Annotated in this window: 18 protein-coding genes and 3 pseudogenes; 11 read left to right on the top strand and 10 right to left on the bottom strand. The window is 40.7% G+C overall.

What is annotated here, in order from left to right; all coding sequences use genetic code 11:
* The first annotated feature begins 62 nt into the window (after window positions 1-62).
* Together HWQ58_RS36685 and HWQ58_RS36690 are read left to right on the top strand one after the other, a co-directional pair.
* Entirely contained in the window at window positions 63-974 is a 912-nt protein-coding gene (locus HWQ58_RS36685) for a hypothetical protein (RefSeq protein ID WP_292873498.1), read from the top strand.
* A gap of 70 nt (window positions 975-1,044) precedes the next feature.
* Window positions 1,045-2,079 carry an isochorismatase gene (locus HWQ58_RS36690; protein ID WP_292873500.1) on the top strand — a complete coding sequence of 345 codons (1,035 nt, stop codon included), beginning with the start codon at window positions 1,045-1,047 and terminating at the stop codon, window positions 2,077-2,079.
* Between the two features lie 95 nt (window positions 2,080-2,174).
* On the opposite strand, the gene HWQ58_RS36695 is transcribed toward HWQ58_RS36690, so the two are convergent.
* Window positions 2,175-3,068, bottom strand: coding sequence for a M23 family metallopeptidase (locus HWQ58_RS36695; protein ID WP_292873502.1), 894 nt, complete (start codon window positions 3,066-3,068; stop codon window positions 2,175-2,177).
* A 241-nt stretch (window positions 3,069-3,309) separates the two neighbouring features.
* Here HWQ58_RS36695 and HWQ58_RS36700 point away from each other — a divergent pair, with 241 nt between their 5' ends.
* Window positions 3,310-4,518, top strand: a complete 1,209-nt coding sequence (locus HWQ58_RS36700) for an HhoA/HhoB/HtrA family serine endopeptidase (protein WP_292873504.1) — start codon at window positions 3,310-3,312, stop codon at window positions 4,516-4,518.
* Between the two features lie 256 nt (window positions 4,519-4,774).
* Here the strand turns inward: HWQ58_RS36700 and HWQ58_RS36705 are convergent, their stop codons facing one another.
* The 3 genes from HWQ58_RS36705 to ispD all read right to left on the bottom strand — a co-directional run bounded on the left by HWQ58_RS36705 (window position 4,775) and on the right by ispD (window position 6,773).
* Window positions 4,775-5,122, bottom strand: coding sequence for a DUF760 domain-containing protein (locus tag HWQ58_RS36705; RefSeq protein ID WP_292873506.1), 348 nt, complete (start codon window positions 5,120-5,122; stop codon window positions 4,775-4,777).
* A gap of 230 nt (window positions 5,123-5,352) precedes the next feature.
* Window positions 5,353-5,895: an SMC-Scp complex subunit ScpB gene (gene scpB / locus HWQ58_RS36710; RefSeq protein ID WP_292873508.1), complete on the bottom strand. Its 543-nt coding sequence runs from the start codon at window positions 5,893-5,895 to the stop codon at window positions 5,353-5,355.
* A 194-nt stretch (window positions 5,896-6,089) separates the two neighbouring features.
* Complete coding sequence (gene ispD, locus HWQ58_RS36715; RefSeq protein WP_292873510.1) at window positions 6,090-6,773, bottom strand: 2-C-methyl-D-erythritol 4-phosphate cytidylyltransferase; 684 nt, start codon at window positions 6,771-6,773, stop codon at window positions 6,090-6,092.
* A gap of 69 nt (window positions 6,774-6,842) precedes the next feature.
* Here ispD and HWQ58_RS36720 point away from each other — a divergent pair, with 69 nt between their 5' ends.
* Entirely contained in the window at window positions 6,843-7,802 is a 960-nt protein-coding gene (locus HWQ58_RS36720) for a glycosyltransferase family 9 protein (RefSeq protein ID WP_292873512.1), read from the top strand.
* 505 nt (window positions 7,803-8,307) lie between these two features.
* On the opposite strand, the gene HWQ58_RS36725 is transcribed toward HWQ58_RS36720, so the two are convergent.
* Both HWQ58_RS36725 and HWQ58_RS36730 read right to left on the bottom strand, forming a co-directional pair.
* Window positions 8,308-9,036, bottom strand: a complete 729-nt coding sequence (locus tag HWQ58_RS36725; RefSeq protein WP_292873514.1) for a class I SAM-dependent methyltransferase — start codon at window positions 9,034-9,036, stop codon at window positions 8,308-8,310.
* Between the two features lie 436 nt (window positions 9,037-9,472).
* Complete coding sequence (locus HWQ58_RS36730) at window positions 9,473-9,943, bottom strand: CRR6 family NdhI maturation factor (RefSeq protein WP_292873630.1); 471 nt, start codon at window positions 9,941-9,943, stop codon at window positions 9,473-9,475.
* A 685-nt stretch (window positions 9,944-10,628) separates the two neighbouring features.
* Between HWQ58_RS36730 and HWQ58_RS36735 the strand changes: the two genes are divergently transcribed.
* The gene (locus tag HWQ58_RS36735) at window positions 10,629-11,075 is read left to right on the top strand and encodes a Fur family transcriptional regulator (protein WP_292873516.1); all 447 of its coding nucleotides are present in this window, start codon (window positions 10,629-10,631) and stop codon (window positions 11,073-11,075) included.
* Window positions 11,076-11,154: 79 nt separating this feature from the next.
* On the opposite strand, the gene HWQ58_RS36740 is transcribed toward HWQ58_RS36735, so the two are convergent.
* Entirely contained in the window at window positions 11,155-14,190 is a 3,036-nt protein-coding gene (locus HWQ58_RS36740) for a pentapeptide repeat-containing protein (RefSeq protein WP_292873518.1), read from the bottom strand.
* Window positions 14,191-14,333: 143 nt separating this feature from the next.
* Between HWQ58_RS36740 and HWQ58_RS36745 the strand changes: the two genes are divergently transcribed.
* Both HWQ58_RS36745 and HWQ58_RS36750 read left to right on the top strand, forming a co-directional pair.
* Window positions 14,334-16,103, top strand: a complete 1,770-nt coding sequence (locus HWQ58_RS36745; protein WP_292873632.1) for a DUF3685 domain-containing protein — start codon at window positions 14,334-14,336, stop codon at window positions 16,101-16,103.
* A 77-nt stretch (window positions 16,104-16,180) separates the two neighbouring features.
* Entirely contained in the window at window positions 16,181-16,885 is a 705-nt protein-coding gene (locus tag HWQ58_RS36750) for a phosphatidate cytidylyltransferase (RefSeq protein ID WP_292873520.1), read from the top strand.
* Here HWQ58_RS36750 and HWQ58_RS36755 read toward each other — a convergent pair.
* The 3 genes and pseudogenes from HWQ58_RS36755 to HWQ58_RS36765 form a co-directional block, all read right to left on the bottom strand.
* Window positions 16,881-17,408 (bottom strand): annotated as a pseudogene (locus HWQ58_RS36755) (transposase); the annotation flags it as partial. The gene HWQ58_RS36750 and the pseudogene HWQ58_RS36755 sit on opposite strands and share 5 nt — an antisense overlap.
* Window positions 17,409-17,511: 103 nt before the next feature.
* Window positions 17,512-18,408 (bottom strand): annotated as a pseudogene (locus tag HWQ58_RS36760) (IS630 family transposase).
* 239 nt (window positions 18,409-18,647) lie between these two features.
* Complete coding sequence (locus HWQ58_RS36765; RefSeq protein WP_292873522.1) at window positions 18,648-18,785, bottom strand: hypothetical protein; 138 nt, start codon at window positions 18,783-18,785, stop codon at window positions 18,648-18,650.
* Between the two features lie 226 nt (window positions 18,786-19,011).
* Between HWQ58_RS36765 and HWQ58_RS36770 the strand changes: the two genes are divergently transcribed.
* The 4 genes and pseudogenes from HWQ58_RS36770 (at window position 19,012) to HWQ58_RS36785 (ending at window position 25,647) form a co-directional block, all read left to right on the top strand.
* Window positions 19,012-20,832: a translation initiation factor IF-2 N-terminal domain-containing protein gene (locus HWQ58_RS36770; RefSeq protein WP_366839289.1), complete on the top strand. Its 1,821-nt coding sequence runs from the start codon at window positions 19,012-19,014 to the stop codon at window positions 20,830-20,832.
* 3 nt (window positions 20,833-20,835) lie between these two features.
* Window positions 20,836-22,530 (top strand): hypothetical protein, encoded by a 1,695-nt coding sequence (locus tag HWQ58_RS36775; protein WP_292873524.1) that lies wholly within the window; start codon window positions 20,836-20,838, stop codon window positions 22,528-22,530.
* A 56-nt stretch (window positions 22,531-22,586) separates the two neighbouring features.
* A pseudogene (locus HWQ58_RS36780) lies at window positions 22,587-23,837 on the top strand (AAA domain-containing protein).
* Complete coding sequence (locus HWQ58_RS36785; RefSeq protein ID WP_292873526.1) at window positions 23,776-25,647, top strand: hypothetical protein; 1,872 nt, start codon at window positions 23,776-23,778, stop codon at window positions 25,645-25,647. Before HWQ58_RS36780 ends, HWQ58_RS36785 begins: the two are co-directional and overlap by 62 nt.
* The last annotated feature ends 121 nt before the right edge of the window (window positions 25,648-25,768 follow it).

A 25,768-nucleotide genomic window follows, 5' to 3' on the forward strand; every position in this document is an offset into this window, starting at 1 on the left:
TAACAATCCTCTAGTCTTTAGGGAACCCTAGTAAATGAAAAATCTATTTAAAAAGCAGGAATATGGGATTTATCGAAGCAATTTTCGGTGCTGGAGCTATTGTCATGAAGGCAATCCGAACTGTTAATCAAGTAACCAAAAACTATATTGCTAGAGTTGTTAATGAGATTTCGCAAGAGAGAGCCAAAGAAAACCAGGCTACGCCTATTCCAACACCTATTACTGTAAATATTCAAATTGACATCAAGAATATTAACCTTGAGGAAACGGAACTTGAGAAAAAGCGGGCGCGTGATGGACTGCTAAAGCGAACTGAGCTAGAGAAACTCCAAGAGTTAAAAAAACAACGTGAGGATAAGTTTGAGCAGTGGCAAAAGGCCAAAACTCAAGAAGTCGTAGTCGAACAAGTAAAAAACCCTGATAGATATGAAACATCATTCTTGAACAATGATGAAGTTCACATACTTCAGTTTCACATGGGGCAAGTTGTTCTTGAAAAGCAATGTGGGTGTGGCAGACCAATGTTTTTACAACATAAAAATCGACCTGACAGCAGTTTATTGATGTTAAATGACTTTTTCTGGTCGTGTATTGGCTATTACAATCATGCAAATACTCAATGTAGAGGTACACAGAATTTTTCTACGCAGGATATTGGTTTAATGCATAAAGCAAATGTCTTTGAACTTAAGTTATCAAATGCCGAACTAAGTCAGAGTTTTACACCTAAAAATATCCAAATTACAGTGGTTGATCGTGTTAGACAGCATTTGAAGGTAGAAAATAGCGATGTATTATGCCCGATACATCATGTACCTATGGTCTTACGTGAAAAACGCAATCACTCAGATGTTGTTATAGATATGTTTTACCTGCAATGTCCGCATTTTGGATGTCAACAGCTTGTTAAATTGAAGTCAGCCGCACAAATTGCTGCATTTTTACACAGTAAAGAAGGAAGGGGAATTTTGTAGTAAAAACTTTGTCAAGTATTATATTTAACTGAATCAAGCCTAGTAATTATCAATACAAGTGCAGAATTATATGAACACCCAAATAACACCCCAACTACTAATTCCCCCACACTTTAACCCTGAAGAAGTGGGCAAAGTCTGGCGCGTACCTTACGAAGAACGTGCCGCTGAAGCTGAAATCTGGGCGAAGCAACACGATATCAAACCTGCATCTTTAGATAAAACCCGTATTTGCCTACTGTTAATTGATGTCCAAAACACCTTCTGTATTCCTGGATTTGAATTATTTGTAGGTGGAAAATCCGGGAATGCAGCGGTGGATGATAATCTCAGATTATGTGAGTTTATTTATCAAAACTTGGGAATAATCACGAAAATTGTACCAACTCTAGATACTCACACTGCAACGCAAATTTTCCATCCAATCTTTTGGGTGAACGCTGCCGGAGAACATCCCACTCCAGCAGCAACTAGCATCACACCCGCAGATATTGAGCAAGGTATCTGGAAAGTTAACCCAGCAGTTGCTAACAGTGTTACTAATGGGGATTATGAATTATTAGAAAAACACGCTTACCATTATCTTAAAAAACTCAGTCAAGACGGTAAATATCCCCTTACTGTTTGGCCTTATCATTCTATGTTAGGTGGTATTGGTCATGCTTTAGTTTCATCGGTAGAAGAAGCAATATTTTTCCACGGCATTGCGCGTCAGAGTCAAACGCAATTTGAAATTAAAGGCGAAAATCCTTTAACAGAAAACTATTCCATCTTACGTCCAGAAGTGTTAGAAGACTTTGAAAAACGTCCGCTTGCCCAAAAGAACACACGGCTGATTAAACAACTTTTAGAATATGATGCAGTAATTATTGGTGGTCAAGCTAAAAGTCACTGTGTCGCCTGGACAATTGACAATTTATTAACAGAAATTAAACAAATAGATGCTACCCTGACCAAAAAAATCTATTTGCTAGAAGATTGCACTTCCCCCGTTGTTGTCCCCGGTGTTGTGGACTACACAGAACAGGCAGATGCAGCATTTACAAGGTTTGCAGAGGCAGGAATGCACATCGTAAAATCTAGCGAATCCATAGCATTTTTTTAACGCAAAGGATTGCAAAGGTTCCGCAGAGGAACACAGAGATTTCCTCCGCGATCCTTTGCGTTTCCCTTTGCGTCCCTCTGCGTTTAAAAACATACTCATTTCTTCAAATAACCCTTAGGATCTTGCGCTACCCAACCCAGAGATGAGCTAGAACGCACTTCAAAATGGAGATGCGGTTGAGTAGATGTTGGTTTTCCACTAGTACCTACCGTTCCTAGTAAATCTCCTTTTTTCACTTGTTGACCGACAGTAACCTTGATACTGTCAAGTTGGGCGTAGCGGCTTTGAAGTCCGCCACTGTGGTTAATAATGACCAAGTTGCCATAAGAACCTTGATCGCTAGCAAAGGCTACAGTTCCAGGTGCGATCGCTATCACATTAGTACCAACCGATGATAATAAGTCAACACCACTGTGGAAGAAAACTTCACCTGTTGCAGGATTAATTTGCCAGCCATAAGCTAATCCCACAGTCGCCACTTGTGCTAACGGATATCCAGACAAAGATGCACGGTTTGGTGCGCCTGCATCAGTAGGTAAAGGGGACTTAGTTACAACGCCATTGGGCGACCAATTTACCCCTGGAACAAAGACGATTCTGGGGTTTTGTTGGCAGCCATTCACCTCAAACAGGCTATCAGCACGAACTTTGTATTGTGCCGCCACTTGTCGCCAAGTTTGACCGCGAGGCACTTCGACTACAATCCCATTGTAGGGAGGAATCTGAAGCACACTACCAACGGCGGCAGCTGCACCATTCTGCAAAGCTGGATTCATGCCAATAATAGTTGTCGGAATGAGATTGTAGCGCTGCGCTATGCTCTCCAAAGTTTCGCCACGAACAACTTTATGGCGTTGGAATCGAGATAAGGCTGGAGTTGAGCAACCACCCACAGCAGCCTTAGCACTGTTTGAGTATGGCAGTATGCTTACTAGGCCCAAGGCGCTAACTAAGCTACAAAGAAACAGTTGACGAAAGGGTAAAGTCATGTATAAAGGTCAATAGCGCATTAACTTTAGATTTTAGATGGGAAGAATGGGAATTGGGGAGCAGGGGAGCAGGGGAGCAGGGGAGCAGAGGAGCAAGGGAGCAGGGGAGGATAATTAATGACAAATGCCCAATGCCCCATGCCCAATACCCAATTCTTCGTAAATTGATCTGTCCACTTGCCGTTAGCTTGACTACACTTAGAAATTAGCAACTGCATTGCTGTTCTTGAGCAAAACAATTATGAAGTTATCTTTAAAGCAACTGGCGGTTTATGTATTTTTACTGGTAATTGGCGGTGGTGCAGGTTTGTTTGGCAGTCGCTATCTCATTCCACAAAATCGCTCGTTCCAACAGCTAAAAAATGTAACAATGGCTTCGCCTCCAGAATCTGTAGTTCCTAATTCTTCTAACGGAGCTATTGGGGCTACTGGTGGCGATAACGTGAATTTTATTGCGACGGCAGTGCAAAAAGTTGGCCCGGCTGTAGTGCGAATTAATGCCACTCGCAAAGTAGCCAATCCCATCTCTGACGCTTTGAAAAATCCCATCTTGCGGCGATTCTTTGGGGAGGATGACCAACCAATTCCTCAAGAACGCATTGAGCGCGGTACAGGATCGGGATTTATTTTGAGCGAAGATGGGGAATTACTCACTAACGCTCATGTAGTGGCAGATACAGATACGGTACAAGTTACCCTCAAGGATGGTCGAAGTCTAGAGGGGAAGGTGGTAGGAGTTGATTCTGTAACAGATGTGGCGGTGGTGAAAATAAAAGCGAATGATTTGCCGACAGTAAAACTGGGCAATTCGCAAAACCTGATACCAGGGCAATGGGCGATCGCTATTGGCAATCCTCTGGGTTTAGATAATACTGTTACTATCGGTATTATCAGCGCCACCGATCGCACTAGCACTCAAGTTGGTGTCCCAGATAAGCGAGTCAGCTTTATTCAAACTGATGCCGCAATTAACCCTGGTAATTCTGGTGGCCCCTTATTAAACGCCCAAGGCGAAGTGATTGGTATTAACACTGCCATCCGCGCTGATGCTCAAGGACTCGGTTTTGCCATCCCCATTGAAACCGCCGCCCGCATCGCCGATGAACTTTTTACTAAAGGGCGTGTAGAACATCCTTTCTTGGGTATTGAAATGGCAGACCTTTCTCCCATCAGAAAGCAGCAGATTAATCAAGAAAATCAACTGAACATTCAGCAGGATGCTGGAATTGTGATTAAAGGAGTTACAGATGATTCCCCAGCCAAGCGTGGAGGACTGCTTCCTGGAGACGTGATTCAAAAATTTAATGGTAAACCAGTCAAAACTTCAGCCCAAGTTCAAAGGCTGGTAGAGTCTAGCAAAGTTGGAGACATTATAGCTATCGAAGTCAACCGCAGCGGTAAAATTCAAACCTTTAAAGTCCAATCAGGAGCTTATCCTGAAAGGAAGTAGTCAAAATAATTCGTAATTCGTAATTCGTGCTTACAAGATGCTCTCTACGAGACGCTAAAAGCGTAGCTTGCAACTCTTACAGAGTACGCGAACTCGCTAAAGCTGTGCTATCAGTGGAAGATTTAACTTTCCATAAATATCTTGTTGACCACTAAATTTTAATTCAGTGTCAGCCGCTATACCTTTTTTAATTACGAATTACGAATTAGTCATTATTTGGTCAATAGTCCCAGAATGTTTGATTACTGACTATTAATTATTGACCATTAGACAAATGCTCTAACTGCATTCTTTGTTCCATCTGGCGCAGAAAATACCCCGTCATCATGGCTGACGCTAGAAGTCCAGCTAAATTCTCCCGATCTGTTGTGATTTGCACGTTGAAATTTTCTGCCGGGAGCATCCCCACTAGCCCTTGGACATTTTGCGAGATGATTTGTTTAATTTCGGGGCTGGCGGACTGAGCAATCCTAGCTAAAACATCAGGAGACTGATGCTGTAGATATTTGAGTAACTGATTAGGGTATTGCTCAGAGTGGTCAGAAAGAAGTTGATTGGGGTGTTCCTCGGAGTTGTCATTCAAAAAGTCAGGATTAAACACCATTGGCAGTTTTATTTAGCTTAATTGCTAATTCTACTCTAAACCATAGTACAAGGGTAGCGCATTCACCACAAGTATAAGTCAAGAGGAGGGGGAATTGGGAATTGGGCATTAGTCATTAGTCATTAGTCATTAGTCATTTGTCATTAATTATCCTCTCCTGCTCCCTTGCTCCTCTGCTCCTCTGCTCCCCTGCTCCCTTATCACCCTCATCTCTTTCATCCCCCTACTCCCTACTCCCCACTCCCCACTCCCTTTAGCTCTAGTTCTAGTTCTAGTTGTTCTTCCTTCTGGCTGGTAGAAAGTATTTGCGGAAGTTGTTCGATTTGGAAATACTGATGAAATTTCGGTGTTACTTGGAGCGAGTAGGAGCGAGAATCGCTGTCTCGGCGCTTGCGGATGAAACCAAGTTCAACGAGTTCTGGAACGTGCTGATATACTCCTGAACCGCGTAGGTTAATCAAGTCGCTCTGGAGTATGGGACTATTAAGGGCGATCGCTGCTAAAGTCCGCAATGCACCTACACCCAATTCTACTGGTATCATCGTTTGCACTAGATCGTGAAAGTCGGATCGTAGTTGCAAACTATAACCATCTGGGGTTTCTATGACCTCTAGGGCGCTATCTCGGTGGGCATAGTTGTCCATAAGTTCAATTATGCCTTCTTCGACAGTGGCGCGATCGCACGCGGCATACTCGGCGATTTCGCCGAGCGACAAGGGTTTACCCTTTAAATAGAGAATCGCTTCTATCTTCGTCGCTGTGGCTGTAATCATTTAGTCATTAGTTGTTAGTCATTGGTCATTAGTCATTGGTCATTAGTACATGACAACTAACAATCAATAAGTGTGTGGGATTATATCGTAAATTGTCAAAGTATTTTTTAAAACTTTTAAATTTGGTATTGGGATTAAGAGAGAGGTGACAGGTGACAGGGAATAATCTTTACCCTATTCCCTTCTTCACTCCCTCAAAAGCCTCTATTTGTAAGAATAAATTCTGCGATCGCTAAATCTTGTGGAGTAGTTACTTTTAAATTTGTCTCCTCTCCCTCGACAATTCGGACTTCGATGCCGCACTTTTCAAATAAAGCAGCATCGTCTGTTACTTCCCAACCTTGACGGACTCCTTCAGCATGACACTGTTTCAACAACTTGACATCAAATCCTTGGGGAGTTTGTGCCGCCCATAGTTGTCGTCTGTCGGGTGTATCTTGAATTATGCCTTGCTCATCAACGACTTTGATGGTGTCTTTGACGGGTACACCAGCAATTAAACCGGGACAGTGGCGAATGGCCTCGGCACAAGAGTTAAATAAATCTGGCGTGGCTAGGCATCTAGCACCATCGTGAATCAATACTTGTTCTGCGGCTATTGGCAGAGATTGCAAGCCATTGTAAACAGATTCCTGGCGGGTGGAGCCGCCCTGAATCAATTCCACTGGTTTAGTCAGCTTCAGATCGGCAATAATTGCTTTTAACTCTGGCCAATCGCTAGACTGAGAAATAATCCCGATCCAACTGATTGTACTGGCGGCTTCTGCGGCTAATAAAGTCCAAGCAATAATTGGTTGCGATCGCACGAGTAGCAGGAGTTTATTGCGGTTACTACCCATTCTTTTTCCGATTCCCGCAGCTGGAATTAGTAAATACACAGAATTCCTCAATCTTTAAGCTATATATTTTCCCCTAAAATAGGGAGCGAGTAAGCGTCAATAAATATTATGCGAGTAGTAGCCCTTGTACCTGGCGGAATTGGCGACCAAATTCTCTTCTTTCCGACTCTAGATGACCTGAAGCGCCATTACCCTGACGCTCAGATAGATGTCGTTGTTGAACCCCGGTCAAAGGCTGCCTACCGAGTGAGCAAGTCAGTTCACGAGGTGCTGAACTTTGATTTTAATGACCGTAACAGTCTGGCAGATTGGGGTAATTTAGTGGGGACAATTCGCGATCGCGAATATGATGTTGCCATTGCTGTTAAGCAAAATTGGTTGGTTGGTCTTTTACTCTGGTTGACAGGAATTCCTATACGCATTGGCTATCAAGGCAAAGGATCGGGTTTTCTTACCCATACTGTGCCGTTCAAACCATCCCAATATGCGGCAGCAGTATATCACGACTTGCTGCAACCGTTGGAAATAAATAGCCCTGTCCCAGAATTAGCAGCAAATGTGCCAAAACCAGATATTGAGTGGGCACAAAAGGAACAAAAACGTTTAGGGGTTCATGAAACAGGCTATATCTTGATTCATGGCGGTTCTGGTCAGTTATTACAGGCTAAAGAACTAGATAAAATCTACCCTGTCGAGAATTGGCAGCAAATTATTCAAGCCTTCCAACAAAAGCAGCCGGATCTGCCTGTGGTGGTTATTAAGGGACTTGATGATGAGCTGTTTGTGCGATCGCTTCTGGGGTCTTCTCCAGATATTAAGGTGACTGCCCCAGATGATATTGGTAAGTTAACTGCCATAATTGCCGGGGCAAATTTGATGTTATCTACTGATAACGCGGCACTACAACTAAGTGTTGCAGTTCAAACCTATACCATTGCCGTATTTGGCCCCAGCGATCCAGCTAAGTTGTTGCCGAAAAACGATAAATTCCTGGCTATTAAATCCCTCACGGGAAAAACGGCGGATATTTCACCAAACACAGTTTTAGAGAAAATTTGGGGTGGCTAAACCAGTAGTTTTCCCAAACTTAGATACCTAGAACAGAGAGTAAGTCTCAAAACCTCTCTCCTGTAAAGAGAGAGGTAAATGTATATTGCATACAAATGAAAAGCTCTATAATTTATCACTCAGCCGTTGTCACAAGTAGGGAACGGCTTTCAGTTTTTATATAGACAAATCGATCTATTCTAGTGCGTTATACCATTTCCAAAAATCTTTGCAACATATTAATTGGCTGTAGGGGCGTACATCTGTACGCCCCTACCTATTTATCTGTATCAGATATTTCGTGAAATGATATTACCGCATCACTAATACACCCTAAAAAATTGGATTTTTTAATTAGGAATCTCTTAACTTAACGTGAGTTCAACGAACCTCTCCCACCTAGCCCAATACCGTTCAGTTAAACCCAAAATCTTTAGATATGCGTTAGCCCAGCAAGATAAAGTACAATTTTGCATCTCTACAGATCGAGGTCAAATTCCCCATCTAAAATCCAAAATGGTATTAATTAGAGGCAAGCAATAAATGTCCAGCTTGCCATATATGTTCCCACAAATATACTGGGATAATCAACACTACTATCGGAAACAAACCAGTCAGGAGTCGCTTTCTGCTGTCGAACCCTCTTTTCCAAACCAATTTGTAAAGATATATTCTCGTGAACAATTTTTGCATTAGCAATTTCTAGCATTTTTTCTATTGACTTTTGTAGCCACTCTGCTCGAACAAACAAAGTGTGAGATGGATGATCGCCGTAGCAAAAAGGTACAATTAGAACAAGATATCCTTTGTCGTTTATTATTTTATTCAGGCAAAATTGAATAATTTCTTGATCGTCTTTTTTTTCTTGGGTATCTTTGTTAATGCTGTGAAATAACAAACCCGCTAGCACGACTGCATCAAATTTTTGATTATCTTCAACAAGTTCAGATAAGAAAAGCGATAAATCTTTGGTAACAAACTTTCTATTTGGGTAGAGTTTTAAACATTGTTCAATAGCTAATTCACTGTGATCAACTCCTAGATAGTCACATCGAGCCGGAAGATATTTGCTTAAAGCCCCATTACCGCATCCTAAATCTAATAAAGAGAATGAATTTTCTGGAAAAGCGTTACTTAAAAAACCACCTGTAGGTGTATATCGGGTGACATTTTCCGGGGATTCAAAGTAAGAATAATAGTCATCTTGGAAACGTTCTTCTTCAGATGTTGCACGCTCAGGTACTAAATTTGTCATTCCAAAACCCTCATTTTCTCAAACTTGTTTGATTACAAAATTACTCTTTCAGAATCTTGCGAACTACTGAAAGCGCTCCATTAAACAAGTATAAAATATAACTTGCTCTCTTTCCTGTATAAGAAACAGGTTTCTATTCTCAGCATATTTGCTATAGTTAATTTAAAAAATATCTTTTTAGATAGATAAAAATTTCATCCTTAGAGGATGTTTAAAATATCGCAAAATATACTATACATCAATACGATTCAGTTAAGTTTTTGGTATCGATTTCGGCAAATGGAGGCGCGAAATTATACTTCGTGTCGATGCGCTAACGCTTCTCTACAGAGCATTTCGGGCTTAACTGAACGATATTGCAATATAAGAGAAATAACTTCACACAGTCCACTAAAACGAAGAAAATTTTCTCAAAATTCCATGACCTATTAGCTATTTAAAATATTTCAAAAAAAGCATCATCTAATTCATAACCTAGAATTTGCGCCATAGACTTTAACCGCGAGAGGCTGGGGATATCTTGCTGTTTGAGCCAGTCACCTAAAGTAAAGATTTTATGCATCAAAAATATTTCTAAGGCTTCAGGATTGTATTGAATGCCTTCTTGGGGACTGAACTGGTGTGGTACAAGCATGGCGGCATAACGGGCAAATTCCCCAGCTTTCCAATCTAGTAAAAATGGCAACCAGGGATATTTGGCATCTAGACGGACAAACCACAGCCGCACCTCTGGAATTTCTGAAAGTTCCCGTGGGTCGCCAGGTTGGAGATCGTAATTGACATCAAAGCGTAGCTGCTGTTCGTGGGATGCAACCCCATCTTGCAGCAGTTTTTCAATCACCGTTAATGCAGGGGACAGATCCAGATTGTTAATGAAGTCATTATTGAGTGCGATCGCAATTGTCATTGATTCAGCAGCCACTTTCTTGATGCTCAACTGTAGGATCAAGAATATACAGTAACAGCTTTCAGGGATTGACGCTACATTAACTTTTGATAGCACAAAGTCTTCTTCATAAATCAATTAGTATTTACTGATACTTTTTTGCTGATAATTTCGTCAACCCATACAAGGTTTAAACACAAGTCTGACCTTGCTCAAGTTTATTTGATACTTTTACTTAATTTTCGCTGATTATAACAAATATACATCCATTAATAGCCTTGATATAAGCCACTGGCGATGCCTGCGGTAAATGCTCGCCTACGCCACTCACTTCACCGATGTTTACTAAAATTAAATGTTACTTTTCTCATTGCTATAATTACTCGCATCTAATTAAATAATTACTACACGATTAATATGGTACGCCATTAGAATTAGCCTACTTGGGTAAGGCAATGTCTGCCCTAAGGTGGACATTTATAGCAATTTTAAGTTAAAGTTGTAATGAGTTTGTTTTAGATTAAGGTTCTGACAAAGTAGCCGTCAACAAGCAAAAAAAATCATAATCGCCACCTGTGATTTTCACAGCATCAAAAGCCAAAACATAAGTGCAGGTAAAACAGCGGTGTGCAATATCATTGCATATATTAAATAACCAATAAACGTTTAGATGGGAAAATTCCCCCAACAGTTAAAAAGCTGTAATATGCAAAAACAAACAATTACTACAAAACCAATTCGTTCCTTAGAAGATGCGCTTGAGCGCTGTCAAAACCTAGGTATGCGCGTTAGTCGTCAGCGTCGCTTTATTCTGGAATTACTTTGGCAAGCAAATGAACATCTTGCTGCAAGAGAGATTTACGATCGCTTAAACCACCAAGGTAAAGAGATCGGCCATACCTCTGTTTATCAAAATTTAGAAGCATTATCCAGTCAAGGCATCATTGAGTGTATTGAACGCTGTGATGGGCGTTTGTACGGCAATATTAGTGACTCTCACAGTCATATCAACTGTGTGGATACAAATCAAATTCTTGATGTTCATGTGGAACTACCAGAAGATTTGATTCGCAAAATCGAAGAAGAAACAGGAGTGCGGATTACTGACTACAGTATTAACTTTTTTGGCTACCGCAATCCGCAGGAGGGTTAGGGGAGCAGGGGGAGATAAGGGGGATAAAGGAGCAGGGGAGATATAAGGGAGAGGGGGGAGATAACCAATGCCCAATGCCCTATTGCCCAATCGAATTATTGCCAAAAACTGTTTCATCATCGGCATCATCATCATCTAAATCTACTGACAAAATTGCGCCTTCACAGCTTTCAATTAATCCGATCGCAGGGGTTTTGTTCCAATTAACGTTTGTGTTTGGCGTGATTTTCACAGTGTTTAAGAAGGGTTGCTGCGATGCCTGCGGCGGTAAACTACGCAAATGTTTCAGTATTTGAAAGGACTCTTTAGAGAACAAGGCACCATTATCAGTGGCCAATTTTTTGTCAGCCTCAGCAAGGATGGCATCAAATAAGCAAGCATTGGTGAGATTGGCAGTATTAAGATTTACCTCCATCAAGTTTGCCTGTTGCAGGTTTGCGCCTGTGAGATTTGCCTGTTGCAGGTTTGCGGCTGCGAGATTTGCCTGTTGTAGATTCGCGCCTGCGAGGTTTGCCTGTTGCAAATTGGCACCAGCCAAATTCGCCCCCATTAACTCCGCGTTAGATAAGTTTGTTTGCTCAAGATTTACCCCAGTTAACATCACTTGCGATAAAGAGGCTCCCGACAAATTGAGTCCAGCCAGAGACTTGATTCGGGTTGCAAAGGCACTTTTGTGCAAAACCGTTGTCCTAGAAATTAGCACACTCAGCACCTCTGGATTGAATTCTGTCAAATTGACTGGATTCCCACAAGGCCAAAAAGGAACTTTTGTTTCTCGGTAGCAAGCACAAAGCAATAAAAACACATTCAGTCCTACCGCAGCATTCACCTGTTCAACATTCACAAAGTTTTGCAGTGCATGAAAATTAGTCAAAGCGTTGTGGGCTATCCCCTCATCTAACCAACGTCCTTGACAGTAAGCACGCCAGAAAGATAAAAGACGTTGAAACAAAACTTCAAACGAAAATTTGTGCTTTTGTTGGCGACGCAATCCGGCGATCGCTAGTTCTTCAATTTCTTGGCTAAGTATCCCGTAACCTAGTAAATTATAAATATTCTGGGCCACGCTACTAGGAGAATCAAGTACAAAAGTAGGCGTACCATAAGCTTCATCTTGGTACTTAGTCAGAAGTTTAAGTTGAGCAGCAATCGCATCTGCACAAAGAGATTCTCCTAGCTTGAGATGCGAAAACTCAATTAAACTACTTTTCGCTGCGCTTTCGCCTGAGCTTTCTACATCCCAAGTTTTAAAATAAAACGCTGGTAAAGTATTAAATTCACCAGCTAGATTAATTTGATAACGCTGTGAGTGTAAAATTTTGAGAGCGATCGCTTGCATCTGCTCAAGTAAATCTTGGGGATGACGATCGGCGAGTAAATTAGCGATCGCTTCTGGAGTCCGATGAATATGAGCCGTACCCGAACGCAGTAGCATTGTTTTGAACCCACCACTTAGCGGATAACCTAACAACCATCGACTCAGGCGATGATGAATTTCTGATAACAGAAAAGACTTTTGGGTATTAGCAGCTAACTGCAATAGTTCATCATCTAGCAATCCCTCGCGGTGCAAGATGCCCAACAAATGCAGCATTAGGGGTTGACGGACAAGGGCAGATAATTCTCTTAACTTTGATTGGCTGGTAAATAACCCTGCCTGTTTTAAAAATGTAAAGAAATTTTGAGTAATGGGCAATGATTGCACTTTTGCCCACTGTTGAAACCATTGTTTGAGTTCGTCCACATCCAATGGCTGAATAATAATTCGCCTCAACAATAGCGGTAGTTCCGAAACGATTTCTGGTAACGTCGTTGAGCGACTCGTTAACACAATTTTGTGCCGTTGCTGAGATTGAAAGTTCAGTAATTGCTGAATAAAAATTGCTTGTGCCCTGATACCCTGAGTAGAATGGGGCAATTCATCCAAACCATCTAGCAGCAACAGACAAGGGAGATTTTCTTGCTCTAACCAAGTTGAAAGATTAACGCCAAAGGCAGAATTTAGAGTTTCGATGAAAGTTTTACCGTATTTTACATCTCGTAACCTAATTAATATAGGCATCCAAGTAGGGTATAATTCCTGTGCTATCTGTGCTGCCCAAAGTTGGCAAAAACTAGTTTTTCCATAACCAGGTTCTGACTCAATAACAGCGATCGTTTCTAAATCAGTTAGCTGTTGCTGCGCCCATGTTTTTAAATCAACTGGTTTAACAGCTTTTTTATCCTGCTCAAAAATATTTTCGTCTATTGGTAAGCCTTTTTGTGGTACATAGATATCCTTAAGAGCAAAGGATTCCATCAGCAAAGGGATGCTGAGGTTTTTAATCAAACTTGCACGGTAATGTTCTCGGTGCAAATCAATTTTTTCACCGACTGTAGAACCAACTTCTGGGGTAATGAAACTGGGAGATAATGAAATCCCCAAACGGAAAAATTTTTGCAGTTGGGCTAAAGGTGCAGCATTCTCGGTGACGACTACCAGTATCTCACCAGGAAGTGAGTTGACCAAACGCTGTGTTAAGAGTTTCGCTTCAACTTCCTCAGCACCATTGGCAACTAACCAAGCGATAGCAGCGTTATTTATTTGTTGCACCAGTAATGAATCTGCAACTGAAGACAGTGCTTGTTCAGCTTGAGTATCAGTCAATTTACCTGGGCTGAGAGTTTTCAGTAATCCTTGTAGTTGCGGTTCTTGGAGGATGAGTTTACCCACATCCTCTTTAAGTATGTGTGGTTGTATGGGTATAATTGCCCGGTCTAACCACGGTTTTTGTAGGCTTGCTTCCTGCTTTAGAATTGCTTGCAAAGCCTGGAGATAGGCAATTTGAAACGCTAGCCATGTGCCTTCGTTACGTTTTAAAGGTTTTTTTTGGCTAAGGCTACGTAACAGTTTTTCTGTCAACTGGGAAATGACACTGATTTCTTCCCAAACAATACTTAAGGGCAGTTCTAAAACCTCTACCAAGGTACAGATATCAAAAGGTATGAGACTTTTGACTTCCATATCCTGAACAATACGGTAGGCAATACCTGCCAATTGTCCCTCAGAAAAGCCTCTGATTTGATTGATTGCGATATGGCGTTCTGCCAACCAGTGCCGAATACTCAGGTTCATTTAATTACACAGTGAAGGCTGCATAAGGCAATTATGATCGATTTATCAGTTTGCGAAAACAGGTGACAATGGGGAAGACAAAGTTTTGTATCAAAGCTGTTTTCTGATTGGTAAAAAACAGTGCTGATGTAATTGAGTGGATTATGAGCGATCGCCCGCTAAAATTATTGTTAATCGACCAAGACCCGATTTTTCGTCTGGGATTACGGGTAGCCCTAGAAGCGATTCCTAACCTAGAAGCGATCGCAGTTGTAGAAACTGACACCATTGCCTTGCAGATTCTAGCAGAAATTGCTGAAAAAGACCCTAATCAGGTAAATTTGGTAGTTTTGGAATTCGGTAATGGTCGCTCCACCACCAGTCAACAGCTAGGTTTACAATTTTGTCGGCAAATCAGAGCCTTATATCCCAACCTACCAATTTTGCTCCTCAGTTCTGTGCAAGAACAAGGACTACTATTAGCTGCAAAATCTGTTGGTGTAAATGGCTACTGCCCCAAAGGTACACCACTTCCTGAGTTAGTCGCCGCCATGCAAGAAGTTGCAGATGGTGGTTCTTACTGGTTTCGCGATACAGAAGCAATCATAACTCCTAATTCTCCTAGTACAGACGCGATTAATCGCGTTTTTCCCCACTCCTCACTCCCCTTCTCTAAACTGCGAAATAATTTCCGTTTGTCAGGAATTGCTAACATTGACGCTACCCTAGCCGCAGTAACTGCACAATTACAAGTTCCCGGACTACCAGTACTAGATCGAGCCATTCTAGCTGGACAGCGGCGAGAACTGCTAGCGGCTCGTTGGTTGCTAAATCGGTTGTTGGTTTCATCACAAGAAAGGCGAGAGGAACAGATTATAGTTGCTGATCAGCCGCCTTTAACTCCTTCATTAAGCAGCACCATTCAGCAAAGGCAAACCGTATCACCTTTACTTAGTCCGGGAACCCTACAATCTGCCTTGTTTACATCTTGCGTTAATAAGCTTCAATTTCCTTTAAGAAATGTTACAGATATACCTTTAGAAATTGATATCTTTCGTGAAGATAAAAAACGGGAATTACTTTATCTGATACTACAAAAATTGGCTGAACAGTTGGATGAACTGCGTGCTTCTCAAATAGAGATAAATCAATTATATGAACTAAAAAATACCTTGATACGCGATTTATGGCAAGTAGCAATTATAGATTTCTTTGGAAAGTTTTCTCGGATAAAAATAGTTAATCAAAATGTAGAAATTGTTAATGTGCTGCTGCAAAATACAGAGGTTATACAAAGAGATATTCTCAATAAAATTCCGCTAGTTTGTGAGTTGTATTCTTATCTATTATTTCAAACAGAATTGAACATTGATAATACCTCCTATCCAGTAGTGAGCGCCGAAACCAAGTCGCAAGCATTGACGATTTTAGAGAACTTGTTGATTCAGGTAGCGAATGGAGTAGTGCAACCACTGTTAAATTCTCTAGCAGATGTAGAAGAGATCAAGCAAAACTTTTATGGACGCCAATTGATTTCTACAAGAGAAATTGAACGGTTTAGAAATGATTTGTCGTGGAAATATAGATTAAAAAATTATATAAACGAGCCAAAAGCAGTTTTTGAAAGTCGGTATGAGCTATTTGTAATTGTGCCTCGTGGCATTGCCAATACTTCAGTTTATGCTCCTCGAAATCAGGAGTTAGTAAAACTTTCTAATATTCCTTTAGTAGTGACATTACTTCTAGAGTTTAGTGATGCGATCGCACCGCGTTTAAAATCACTATTAGCTGTTTTCGGTAGCGGTATAGTTTTTATCCTTACCCAAATAGTCGGGCGGGGTTTAGGTTTAATCGGTCGTGGTATCCTTCAAGGTATTGGTAGCGTTTCGTCAGTAGAAAAGAACTTTAGACGAAATAGCGATCGACCTAAGTGAATAAGCAGTTCTTGCAGGGGGAGATGAGGGAGCAGGGGAAGAAGAATTATTGATGAATACCCAATGACAAATGACAAATGACAAATGATTTTATCGGGCTAGCAATTTCTTATGTTTACGCTATTAGTCTGCTTGTGATTGGCGAGGGATTGCGTAAGCTGTTTGGTGTGAAACCAGATTTGACTCGCAAAGTAATCCATATTGGCGCAGGGATGTGGGCTTTCGGCGTCCTGCTACTGTTTAGGAAGTGGGAAATCGGAATTATACCTTTTGCTACCTTTATCGGATTGAACTACCTATTTTACCGCTACCGAATCATCGGCGCAATGGATACCCAGGATAGCTCACCCGGTACAGTTTATTTCGCTATCTCAGTGACGCTGCTGTTCGGGCTACTGTGGCGACCAGAGGGGCCAGTAGATAGCGCTCCAATTGCTGTAGCAGGAATAATGGCGATGACCTGGGGTGATGCACTAGCAGCATTAATCGGTAGACGTTTTGGGCAGCATAAATACCAAGTGGGAAGTTCTGTACGTTCCTGGGAAGGTTCAGCAGCAATGTTTATAGCGAGTACAGTAGTGATTTTCTTGGTGCTGTTACTGCTACCTGGTTCGTTGCTGAGTCCTTTCGCAACGCCTTTAAGTTTAGGATGGGCATTGTTGACGGCGGTGGTAACTGCTACTTTCGCAACCCTAGCAGAGGCAGTTTCGCCCCACGGCACAGATAACCTCAGCGTACCTCTAACAGCGGCGGGAGTAGTTTGGATTTTCATGCAGGCTTAATTCGTTTCTCACTCGTTGTCCACCCTTCGGGTTTTGCGCCGAACGTAGGCAGAAAATCGCCGTCCAAAAAACTAGTTTTACTAGTATACGATTCTTCAGCTTCAACAAAATTGATGCGATATTCTTCACACAATTGCTTGATTCTTTCTTTGAGCTTGGCAGTTGGTATCTGCACAAAAGATTGAGTTGTCTTACCAAGCTTTGCTTCTTGCCGTTGCCCTTGATTCCACCCAAAAACAACTGTACCAATTTGATGCTTAACGCAATAGTCAACAACCAGTCTTGCGATTTTATTAATTGCATCTCGCGTCTGGTGATTCCGTTTTTCTGTTATATATGCTAACTGTTCATCCCAGTATCCTTGCGCTTTACCTTCTTTCAATGTGCTAACACGTTTGTTGTACCACTGATTAAGTGATTTAACTTTGTGCCCATCAATAATAAAGCTAGTTCCAATACTGGAGACACAGCTTAACCAGTTGTTGATACCTGGGTCTATTGCTAAAGCAGACTGAGGATTTAGTTTGAAGTCTGGTGTTGGCTCAAATTCTTGTACGCTGTAACAAAAGATAAAACTATTACTCAGGTAGTGGAAGAACTTTTAGATATAGCAATGGACAAGGCGGTTAGGACGCTGTGCGAAGCACATCTTCCATAGCATTCCGAAGACAGTCAAATTGAATTAGTTGTTTACGAATTTGACTCTTTAACCATGAGCAACATCGCTCAATTTTATTAAGTTCGGGTGAATAGGATGGCAAGTATTTTAAGTGACAGTCTGCCGATTCAATTAATTCTTGAATACATCCACCTCGATGAAATGTGGCATTATCTGCAATCACTATTTGTGCAGGTTTTAGCGATGGTATTAAACAAGTTTCTAGCCAAGTTTCAAAGACAGTTCGCTTCCTTGCACCCTCCACAGTAAATGGAGCGAATAATTTCCCATTACAACAGGCAGCAATCATATTAACTCGTCTTTGTCTCCTCCCACTTTTCAGTGCATGAAATCGCTGACCTTTTTCATTCCACCCATAGCCATAATCTTCTCTATTATCCATTCCAGCTTCATCTATATAGACTATTGACTCTGGTTTGTACATCGCTATCTCTTCTCTAAATTCTTGTCGTTTAACTTCATCTCGTTCTTGATAACCATAAGTTTTTTTTCCGAGTGAACCCAATTTTCTTTAAGGCTCTTGATATTGTGCGTTAGCCTAGCTCGCCGTAGGCATCGCTAATTTCTACCGACCATAATTTGGCCATATCTACTTGAGTTTTATCCCCATTAACCTCAACAAATTTTTCAAATTTTTCCCAGTCGGTAATTTTATGCCCATTACAAGAGTGGTTGATTTGGTAACGCTTGGTAATCTCCTGTTCTGGCAAATCGATTGAAGCCAAAGGTTGATTGTATTTCGACTGATTTGAAAAACTTGAGCCGCTTCACTCTTCTTCATCCCGTCTAACTCAATTGCCTGAATTACCTTCTGACGTAAGTCGTAACTGTAGGATTTTGGCATGATCTGTTCTTGTGCTAAGGCTTAAGCAGTATCTAGTATTACTTTACTCATAGATTATATTCTTTGTCCTAACCGCCTTGGCGGTTGCTATATCAGTTACCCTGAAAGCAAATATCACTTGATGCTCATTTTAGCTCAAGGGTGTCTAATGATCGCTTTTTGAATCTAATTTTTATCGATTTATTCGATGTAGTAATTAACCTGACATTTGGTACATTACTTCGCACTAAAATCTGCAATTATTCATGGGATAGAGTTGTAAATGATGAGCTTTCAACACCAGAAAGTAGCGCTAGTTCTTCTAAATATTCACCATCCTTAGAAGAGGTACAAACCATTCCTATTCCATGAAGCCTATCTGCTGTAGCGATTCTCATTTGAATGAAATATAGGCTTAGGGGCGTACATTTGTGCGCCTTTATGAAAATCTATGTTTATCTGTGGTTAATTGTATCGATTGTCCACAAGCAATAACTAGAATTTTAACGGGAATAGGGTAAAAACCAGAGGGGCTTTTATTGTTGATGGGCAATACTACCCAAAATAAGCAGAGCAGCAGAAGTTGAAGATGTTGTTCCTTCAGAGTATTTGGGAATACTAGACTTGAAAAACTTTGTTGGCAAAGGCAAGCAGTGGATGAACAACGCCCAAGTCAGAATCTATGAGCTATCAAAAGAATTGAATTTGGAGAACAAAGAGTTAATAGCAATTTGCAACAAACTTAACATTGCAGTCAAAAGCTATAGCAGCAATATTTCAGAGTCTGAGGCAAAACGAATCCGTTTGGCTGCTGAAAAACTGGCATCTAAAAATGGGACACCCAAAAATGAATTAGGTATAACCAGTCATCAACCAAAGTCACCAGAAATTATCTCTCAAAATCCACTTGCTTCACTTCACAAACAACAAATTTTGGGAATTCTTAAACCAATAATCTTAACAAATCGTCCCTTTAACACCCCAGAATTATCCATTACTACATCTTTCCATAAAATAGATTCTGAAGATTGGGGCTATACATTAGTCAGTTCGACAATTGATAGTTTGATCAGCAATATTGAAAGTCAAACAGCCCTTGAATCATATCCCGACTTTTGGCAGCGACGAGAGCGTGCTAACGAGCTAATATTTGATTTACTGGGCCAAGAGCCTCGCCTAGTCTATGTACGCCGCAAGGGCGCAGGTAGAAATCCTGGAGAAGAAATTTGGGATTTAACCATAGCAACAGATCAGCATGATTTCCAATTACCTGCAAGACTTGAGAAGCTAGGAAAAACACTAGGATTTATAGCAGTTGTAGAACAAGATGGAAGGGGTAGTTTAAAGGTACTATCTGCTAAGTTGCTACAACTTTCACAAGGAAATGCTGATGGCTATGCTGTACCTTATCGTTTACGGCTACTGCCTAATCATGACTATCACATCAATATTCCGCCAACGGCATTGGCACGGATGGCAGCCATGCCTATATGCGGCGACCATCTGCCTACAGAAGCTCATCTGCGAATTTGGGAAGTATTTTTACAGATTGAGGAAAAAATCGCTAAAGCGCGCCAATTTTGTGTGCCTTTTTTCAGTCACAATGGCTTCGGCTTCGGAAGATCGATCACTTTTGTGATTGACATAACCTCAGCTACTGTTGACGGTTCTAATGAAAATTCCTTGGCTGTGGAAAAGTTCTGGGAACGGGTAAAACAAGCAAAGAATGAAGAGGTTAAGCTGTTCGAGACTACTCCCACAGGACAAAATAGGTGCAGCAGCCGCAAATTAGGAACTATTAAAGAAATTCTCCCAAACAGTTGCACCATCAGCATCAGGCTAAAAGACTCTCTAGCTGACGATATGGCAGCAGGACGTTATCAGCTACCAGCGACCGGATTTTTGTTTTTCGAGGCATTTGGTGACATCCAACAGATTCAGCGTAAAAAAGAAGCCTTGACACAATTAAAACAGGGACGCACCCAAAATCCCTATTTAGGAAACTTTTTATTCGACGCTTCCCAAGCAAGACTTATTCAAGAAACTGTCGAATTGCGACCAGAGGATTTGTTGTTATTCTCAGCTAATCCTAGTCAGAAAGCAGCAGTAGAAATGGTGCTTGCATCTGAGGATTTAGTTCTCATTCAGGGGCCACCAGGTACTGGTAAAACTACCGTAATTGCCGAGATTTGCTATCAAGTTGCTCTAAGGGGTGGACGCACTCTAATTACTTCTCAAGCCAATTTAGCAGTAGATAACGCCTTGAGTAGATTAGTTCATAATCCAGTGATTCGGGCTGTGCGAAAGGGAAACGCCGAAAAAGTTGCAGAGGAAGGACAACCATTTTTAGAAAATCGAGTGATTAGCACATGGCTAGAAAATACCGCTACTGACTGCGAAAAGAATCTTACCCAACGCCTCGATAATGTAAGAGTTTTACAGTAATTATTGGCAGCATTACAACGATTCACAGCATACCTGAAAGTAGAAGAGGTATTTAAGGGAGAGCAGAATTTATTACAGACGCGTAAAGCAAATTTAGAGTCAGCTTGTACGACCCAAAAAAATGAATACAATCAAGCCGCATCCCAACTGGCCGAGGTCGAATCTCTGAAAACTGCTTTGGAGGAGTTGTTGAATCAAGCACCTTCAGTAGACTGGCAAGATCCAACACTTCTTAATTTATGGACGGGTCTGAATAAATACACATCTACAGACGCTTCCTTGCAAAACTTTGCTGCAAATCTTCGGTTAGCAATTGATTTGGCTTCTAAACTTGGTATGGTTAAACCAAATAAGCCGCGATTTGGTTTAGCCGGTTGGTTGCAGAACACTGTAGCTTCTTGGATTACTGAAGTTCGTACAGCATTAGCCTACGCCAGTAATATAGCTATAGCAATGACCGAAGCGGAGTTAGCTGCACAAAGTTACACACAAAATTCAGAATCTCTTGCTCGCCTAAAGTCAAATCACCAACAATTGCTTGCTAATCAGCAAAGCTTCCAATCAAGAATTAGAAATCTACACAACCGTGAATCTGAAGTCAGTTTAGCAATAAATGACCTTGATATATGGCTGTCTACAGCTAATTTAAATATCATCAATGTATTGACACAGTGCTTACAAAATCGTCAAGACTTTACAGTTAACTTAATCTCATTACCTTCGGGATTACGAAGCATGACGATCGCAGATCAATATCTACCCTGGCAACAAAGTATTGATCAGTGTCAGTTGAAAGTCAATGAATTAATTCAAAAATATCGCCCATGGGATAGAGTATGCAGTCGGGTTACTGAAATCAGAGATTTACTCGTGCGGGGGCGAAATCTACTAGGTAATCGCTCAATCAATGAAGCTGCTATTTCCCAGGTGAGCGTTAGTAACGCACAAGACCCTGTGGAATCTCTCATAAAGCTGAAGCAACTAGCACAAAATAGCATCAATGAAATTGAGAAACCACTAGGAGTTTGGGGTCGGATTATTGAATGGATGCTTGCGGTTGCTGTCAAGCAGAAAAGTATGGATTCCATAGCTCAAAAATTACGTCCATATAGTCGCCGTCATAGCGCGGCAGTAACTCTTGAAGCTATTAGGAGACAAGCCCAGATTATACGTCAAAGAGTTCAGCCTGTTGAAAGTGAATCGGCTATCTCCCAAATTACAAAGGAGGTGGTCAACGGCATAGTTACGAGTGCGCGTACATGGCTGAAGCAACTACAGACTGAAACCGAAAATGAGCAAAAGCAGCTTGAGGTTCAATTGAATGAACAGATGAGCTTGGCGACTAATGAACAGCAAAAAATATCTGCTAATCAAGAGCAGCTAGAAAATTATCGTAGTGAAGCTGACTTCAAATTTCAAAGAGTGATCGCACTTTCACAAGAACTTTTATCCTTTCCACACTTACCGAATGAATTAAAACTTTTAGTGCAACGATACCTCAATAATTCTTCAAATATTCTGACTGAATCCTCACAATTTACAGCAAAAATACGGAACTGGGAAAATCGGCTAAAACAACTTGATAGTTTGATTTCCTTAATCAATCCTTTTGCTACAGTTTTGACTATCAAAGACCTGCTGGTAATTCGCATTTCTAGCTTGCAGACACAACTGAAACTTACAAAAACAAATTTCTAGAAATTCAAAGCCAAAGACAGAAAATTGTTGAGCATTTACAGCAGCAATTAGAATATATCTCAAATGAGCGAACTTGGTGGCAGTCAATTTGGGAAGCTATTCCTGGGGAATTCAAGCCTGAAGTTGATTCTACAGACTTGTTTAATCTGGAATCCTTACGGAATATCAAGACTCAATTTGAATATTGGCAACAGCAGCTCCAAAATGAAGAAATTTATCTCAATCGATATCAGCACTTTGTCCAAGATTGGATAGGAAAATTAAGACAGCCAACGGAAAGCGATGCCTGCGGCGGGCTACGCCTACGCACTGATTTAAGGCGGATTTATCTAAATAATGCCAACGTCATTGGTATCACTTGTGTTCAGGCCGCAAATTATGATTTTTCACAAGAATTCAAATACTTTGATGTTGTCATTATTGATGAAGTAAGTAAATGTACTCCTCCAGAGTTATTAATCCCAGCTTTGAAAGGCAAAAAGTTAGTCATGGTAGGCGACCATCGACAATTACCACCCATGCTTGACACGAATACTTTAGAGGAAGTTTCTCAAGAGATTGGCAGCACAAATACAGAACTAGAATTATTGCAAGAGTCACTGTTCAAAATTCAGTTTGAAACTGCTAATGATAGCATCAAAGAAATGTTAAATATTCAATATCGAATGCACCCGATTATTATGGGGGCAATCAATCAGTTTTATGATGGTAAACTAGAATGTGGGATTTTGAAGCCCGATACAAAACGCGCACATAATTTAGCAGGCAAAATCATCCAAGAATATCACCATATTATCTGGATAAAAACGCCTGGAAGTAATGAGTTTAAAGAGGAAACCATAGGAACTTGATTTTTTAATATTCCAGAAATTAATGCGATTGAACGTCTATGTAAGCAGTTTGAGACTACTTGGGCTTCTAGAGTTGCTAATGGTGAACCAAAAAAAGAAATTGCCGTGATTACTTTTTATGGCGCTCAACTCAGGAAAATTGATGAACGCTTGCAATCTAAACATTTTCCATCGCTACAAATCACCACTGGTACAGTAGACCGATTTCAAGGTATGGAACGACCTGTTGTAATTGTGAGTATGGTTCGCAATAATAATAGAGGAGATGTGGGATTTGCCAAGAAACCGGAACGAGTTAACGTTGCATTTTCCCGCGCTCAAGAATTACTAATAATTGTGGGTTGTCATTCGCTATTTACTCAACAGCGTCGACAAGTCGGGAGTATGTACTCCAATGTTTCAAACATCGTGTGTCTACATGGAGGTTTCGTTGATGTTTCTCGCCTCTTCTGCTAAACCGATTGATGACAATATCAAGAATTTTGTTGACGAAATAGAAGCGCAAAGTCCTAGTTTATCAGTTTTAGCAGCGCGTGAATTCCGTTATAGTTTACGACAAACTCAGGTAGAAGTAAACATTAAAAAACCTCGTCAGTTTAACGTACTTGAAGAATTTATCATCCGCGCCGCTATTGAATTTAAACCTCCGCCAACAGAGGATGAATTAGCCTCTATACTTGGGCTTGATTCTGTATTTATTAAAACTACTACTACAACTCTTCGTTCCTTACAAACTCTATCACCAATATCGCCACTAACAGTTACTCCTGAAGGTCGCTCATTTTATGAAAAAGGGTCTGTACCACAGCCGCCATATCCTATACAAATTTATGCTATTACTGACCCTTTAAGCGATAAGATAACCTTTCAATCTGAATCACTAAACGAGACAACGATAAATTTGCCTGACTTAGCAGACTTTATAACTATTGATCATACAATTGCTGATATTGCTTCCCTACCCCTTGAAGAAATACAAAAAAGTATTCAAGCTTCAGGTTTAGCACTTCATGTGCCAGAAGAGGGAAAAATTGTAACTTCCTGTAGGGTGCTAGCTTCGACTCAAAAAATCTGGACAAAAATATCGCTTTTCGTTATTTTTGATGCTCTTGAAGATAAATTGAGCATTCAAATAAGAAATGGAAAGCAAATTTTAGAGTCAGCATCAAATTGGTTAGAATTTTTACATACTGAAGGTAAAATATCTTTGCAAGCATTATGTAAGTTGTCAACTGAAACCATAGATTTTGAACGCGAAGTCATTCTCAAGCAGAAAAATACTCAAATAGAAGCTAGACTCGAAAATATTCGCCAAAAGGCGCTAGAAGCTGCCACAGTGAACAATTTAAAAATAGATAATTTTACAGTGGTAGGTGAAGCTATACAGTTACGCGATGGGCAAATTGCTCAAGCTTTTATAGAAGTTTTAAATTCGGCTAAAAGTCAAGTTCTTATTTATTCTCCTTGGGTGAATCAGGCAGTTGTCAATGAAAAATTTATAACTCTTTTACAGAAATTAGCTAATCGCGGAGTCTGGATTTTAGTTGGACATGGAATTGCGCGGCGAGAAGAAGATGAGAATAAACCAATTTCACCAGAAGTAGAAAAAAAACTTCGAGCGATAAAAACACCTGATGGTTTACCATCCGTACAGGTTTTTTGGTTGGGAGATTCCCATATCAAAGAAGTAATAGTTGATAAAGAAATCCATCTTTGCGGCTCTCATAACTGGCTATCCTATCGCGGCGATTACCTACCACGAGGTGAGTCAGTTTATAAAGTTACAATCCCACATCAAGTCCAGGAAGCTTATGAATTTCTCGCTAATCGCTTCCAAAATCACGCTCAAAAATTATGGCAAAATGCTTTAGAAAACCGCAATTCTGAACTAGCTATAGAGTCTTTATGTGTGTGGGGTGCGCTAGGTATGGAAGATATTGCACTCAAAGAGATACAGAAAAATAATTGGCTTGAACTTCTGCCTGTATGGTTGAATGTAGCAATACAGGGATTAAAATCGAAAAACTTCTCAGGTGATTCAGCAAGTTTTAAAACTGCACTTTCGTTGCTAAGTCAAGTTTCTATTGAAGAGGCTTTTATTGAGTTATTGCAACAGGGATGGCGTAAAGTTATCGGCGCGATCGCAATTAACAATCCCGAAACTGCTTTCAACTTACTTAGTGATGAAGTATGGGCGCAATTTATACGTCTCAAGATTGTTCAAGAGAGTGATTCACCCAATGATTTGATTTTGTACTGTATTTAACCCAGATTAGGATATTTTTCATACTCCAATAGTAATAATTTATCAGAAGACAGCCCAGAATAAATATGCCGTCTTGATTTCGCGGGAATTGGCAATTAAATAATTCTTAACCTTTGATTGA

The sequence above is a fragment of the Nostoc sp. LPT genome (assembly GCF_017115165.1).
Lineage (GTDB): Bacteria > Cyanobacteriota > Cyanobacteriia > Cyanobacteriales > Nostocaceae > Nostoc.

Bases quoted from the DNA above. Each gene is read 5' to 3' on its own strand.
- HWQ58_RS36685 (WP_292873498.1), top strand. From the start codon at position 63: ATGGGATTTATCGAAGCAATTTTCGGTGCTGGAGCTATTGTCATGAAG.
- HWQ58_RS36690 (WP_292873500.1), top strand. From the start codon at position 1,045: ATGAACACCCAAATAACACCCCAACTACTAATTCCCCCACACTTTAAC.
- HWQ58_RS36695 (WP_292873502.1), bottom strand. From the start codon at position 3,068: ATGACTTTACCCTTTCGTCAACTGTTTCTTTGTAGCTTAGTTAGCGCC.
- HWQ58_RS36700 (WP_292873504.1), top strand. From the start codon at position 3,310: ATGAAGTTATCTTTAAAGCAACTGGCGGTTTATGTATTTTTACTGGTA.
- HWQ58_RS36705 (WP_292873506.1), bottom strand. From the start codon at position 5,122: ATGGTGTTTAATCCTGACTTTTTGAATGACAACTCCGAGGAACACCCC.
- scpB (WP_292873508.1), bottom strand. From the start codon at position 5,895: ATGATTACAGCCACAGCGACGAAGATAGAAGCGATTCTCTATTTAAAG.
- HWQ58_RS36720 (WP_292873512.1), top strand. From the start codon at position 6,843: ATGCGAGTAGTAGCCCTTGTACCTGGCGGAATTGGCGACCAAATTCTC.
- HWQ58_RS36725 (WP_292873514.1), bottom strand. From the start codon at position 9,036: ATGACAAATTTAGTACCTGAGCGTGCAACATCTGAAGAAGAACGTTTC.
- HWQ58_RS36730 (WP_292873630.1), bottom strand. From the start codon at position 9,943: ATGACAATTGCGATCGCACTCAATAATGACTTCATTAACAATCTGGAT.
- HWQ58_RS36735 (WP_292873516.1), top strand. From the start codon at position 10,629: ATGCAAAAACAAACAATTACTACAAAACCAATTCGTTCCTTAGAAGAT.
- HWQ58_RS36740 (WP_292873518.1), bottom strand. From the start codon at position 14,190: ATGAACCTGAGTATTCGGCACTGGTTGGCAGAACGCCATATCGCAATC.
- HWQ58_RS36745 (WP_292873632.1), top strand. From the start codon at position 14,334: ATGAGCGATCGCCCGCTAAAATTATTGTTAATCGACCAAGACCCGATT.
- HWQ58_RS36750 (WP_292873520.1), top strand. From the start codon at position 16,181: ATGACAAATGATTTTATCGGGCTAGCAATTTCTTATGTTTACGCTATT.
- HWQ58_RS36765 (WP_292873522.1), bottom strand. From the start codon at position 18,785: ATGAGAATCGCTACAGCAGATAGGCTTCATGGAATAGGAATGGTTTGT.
- HWQ58_RS36785 (WP_292873526.1), top strand. From the start codon at position 23,776: ATGTTTCAAACATCGTGTGTCTACATGGAGGTTTCGTTGATGTTTCTC.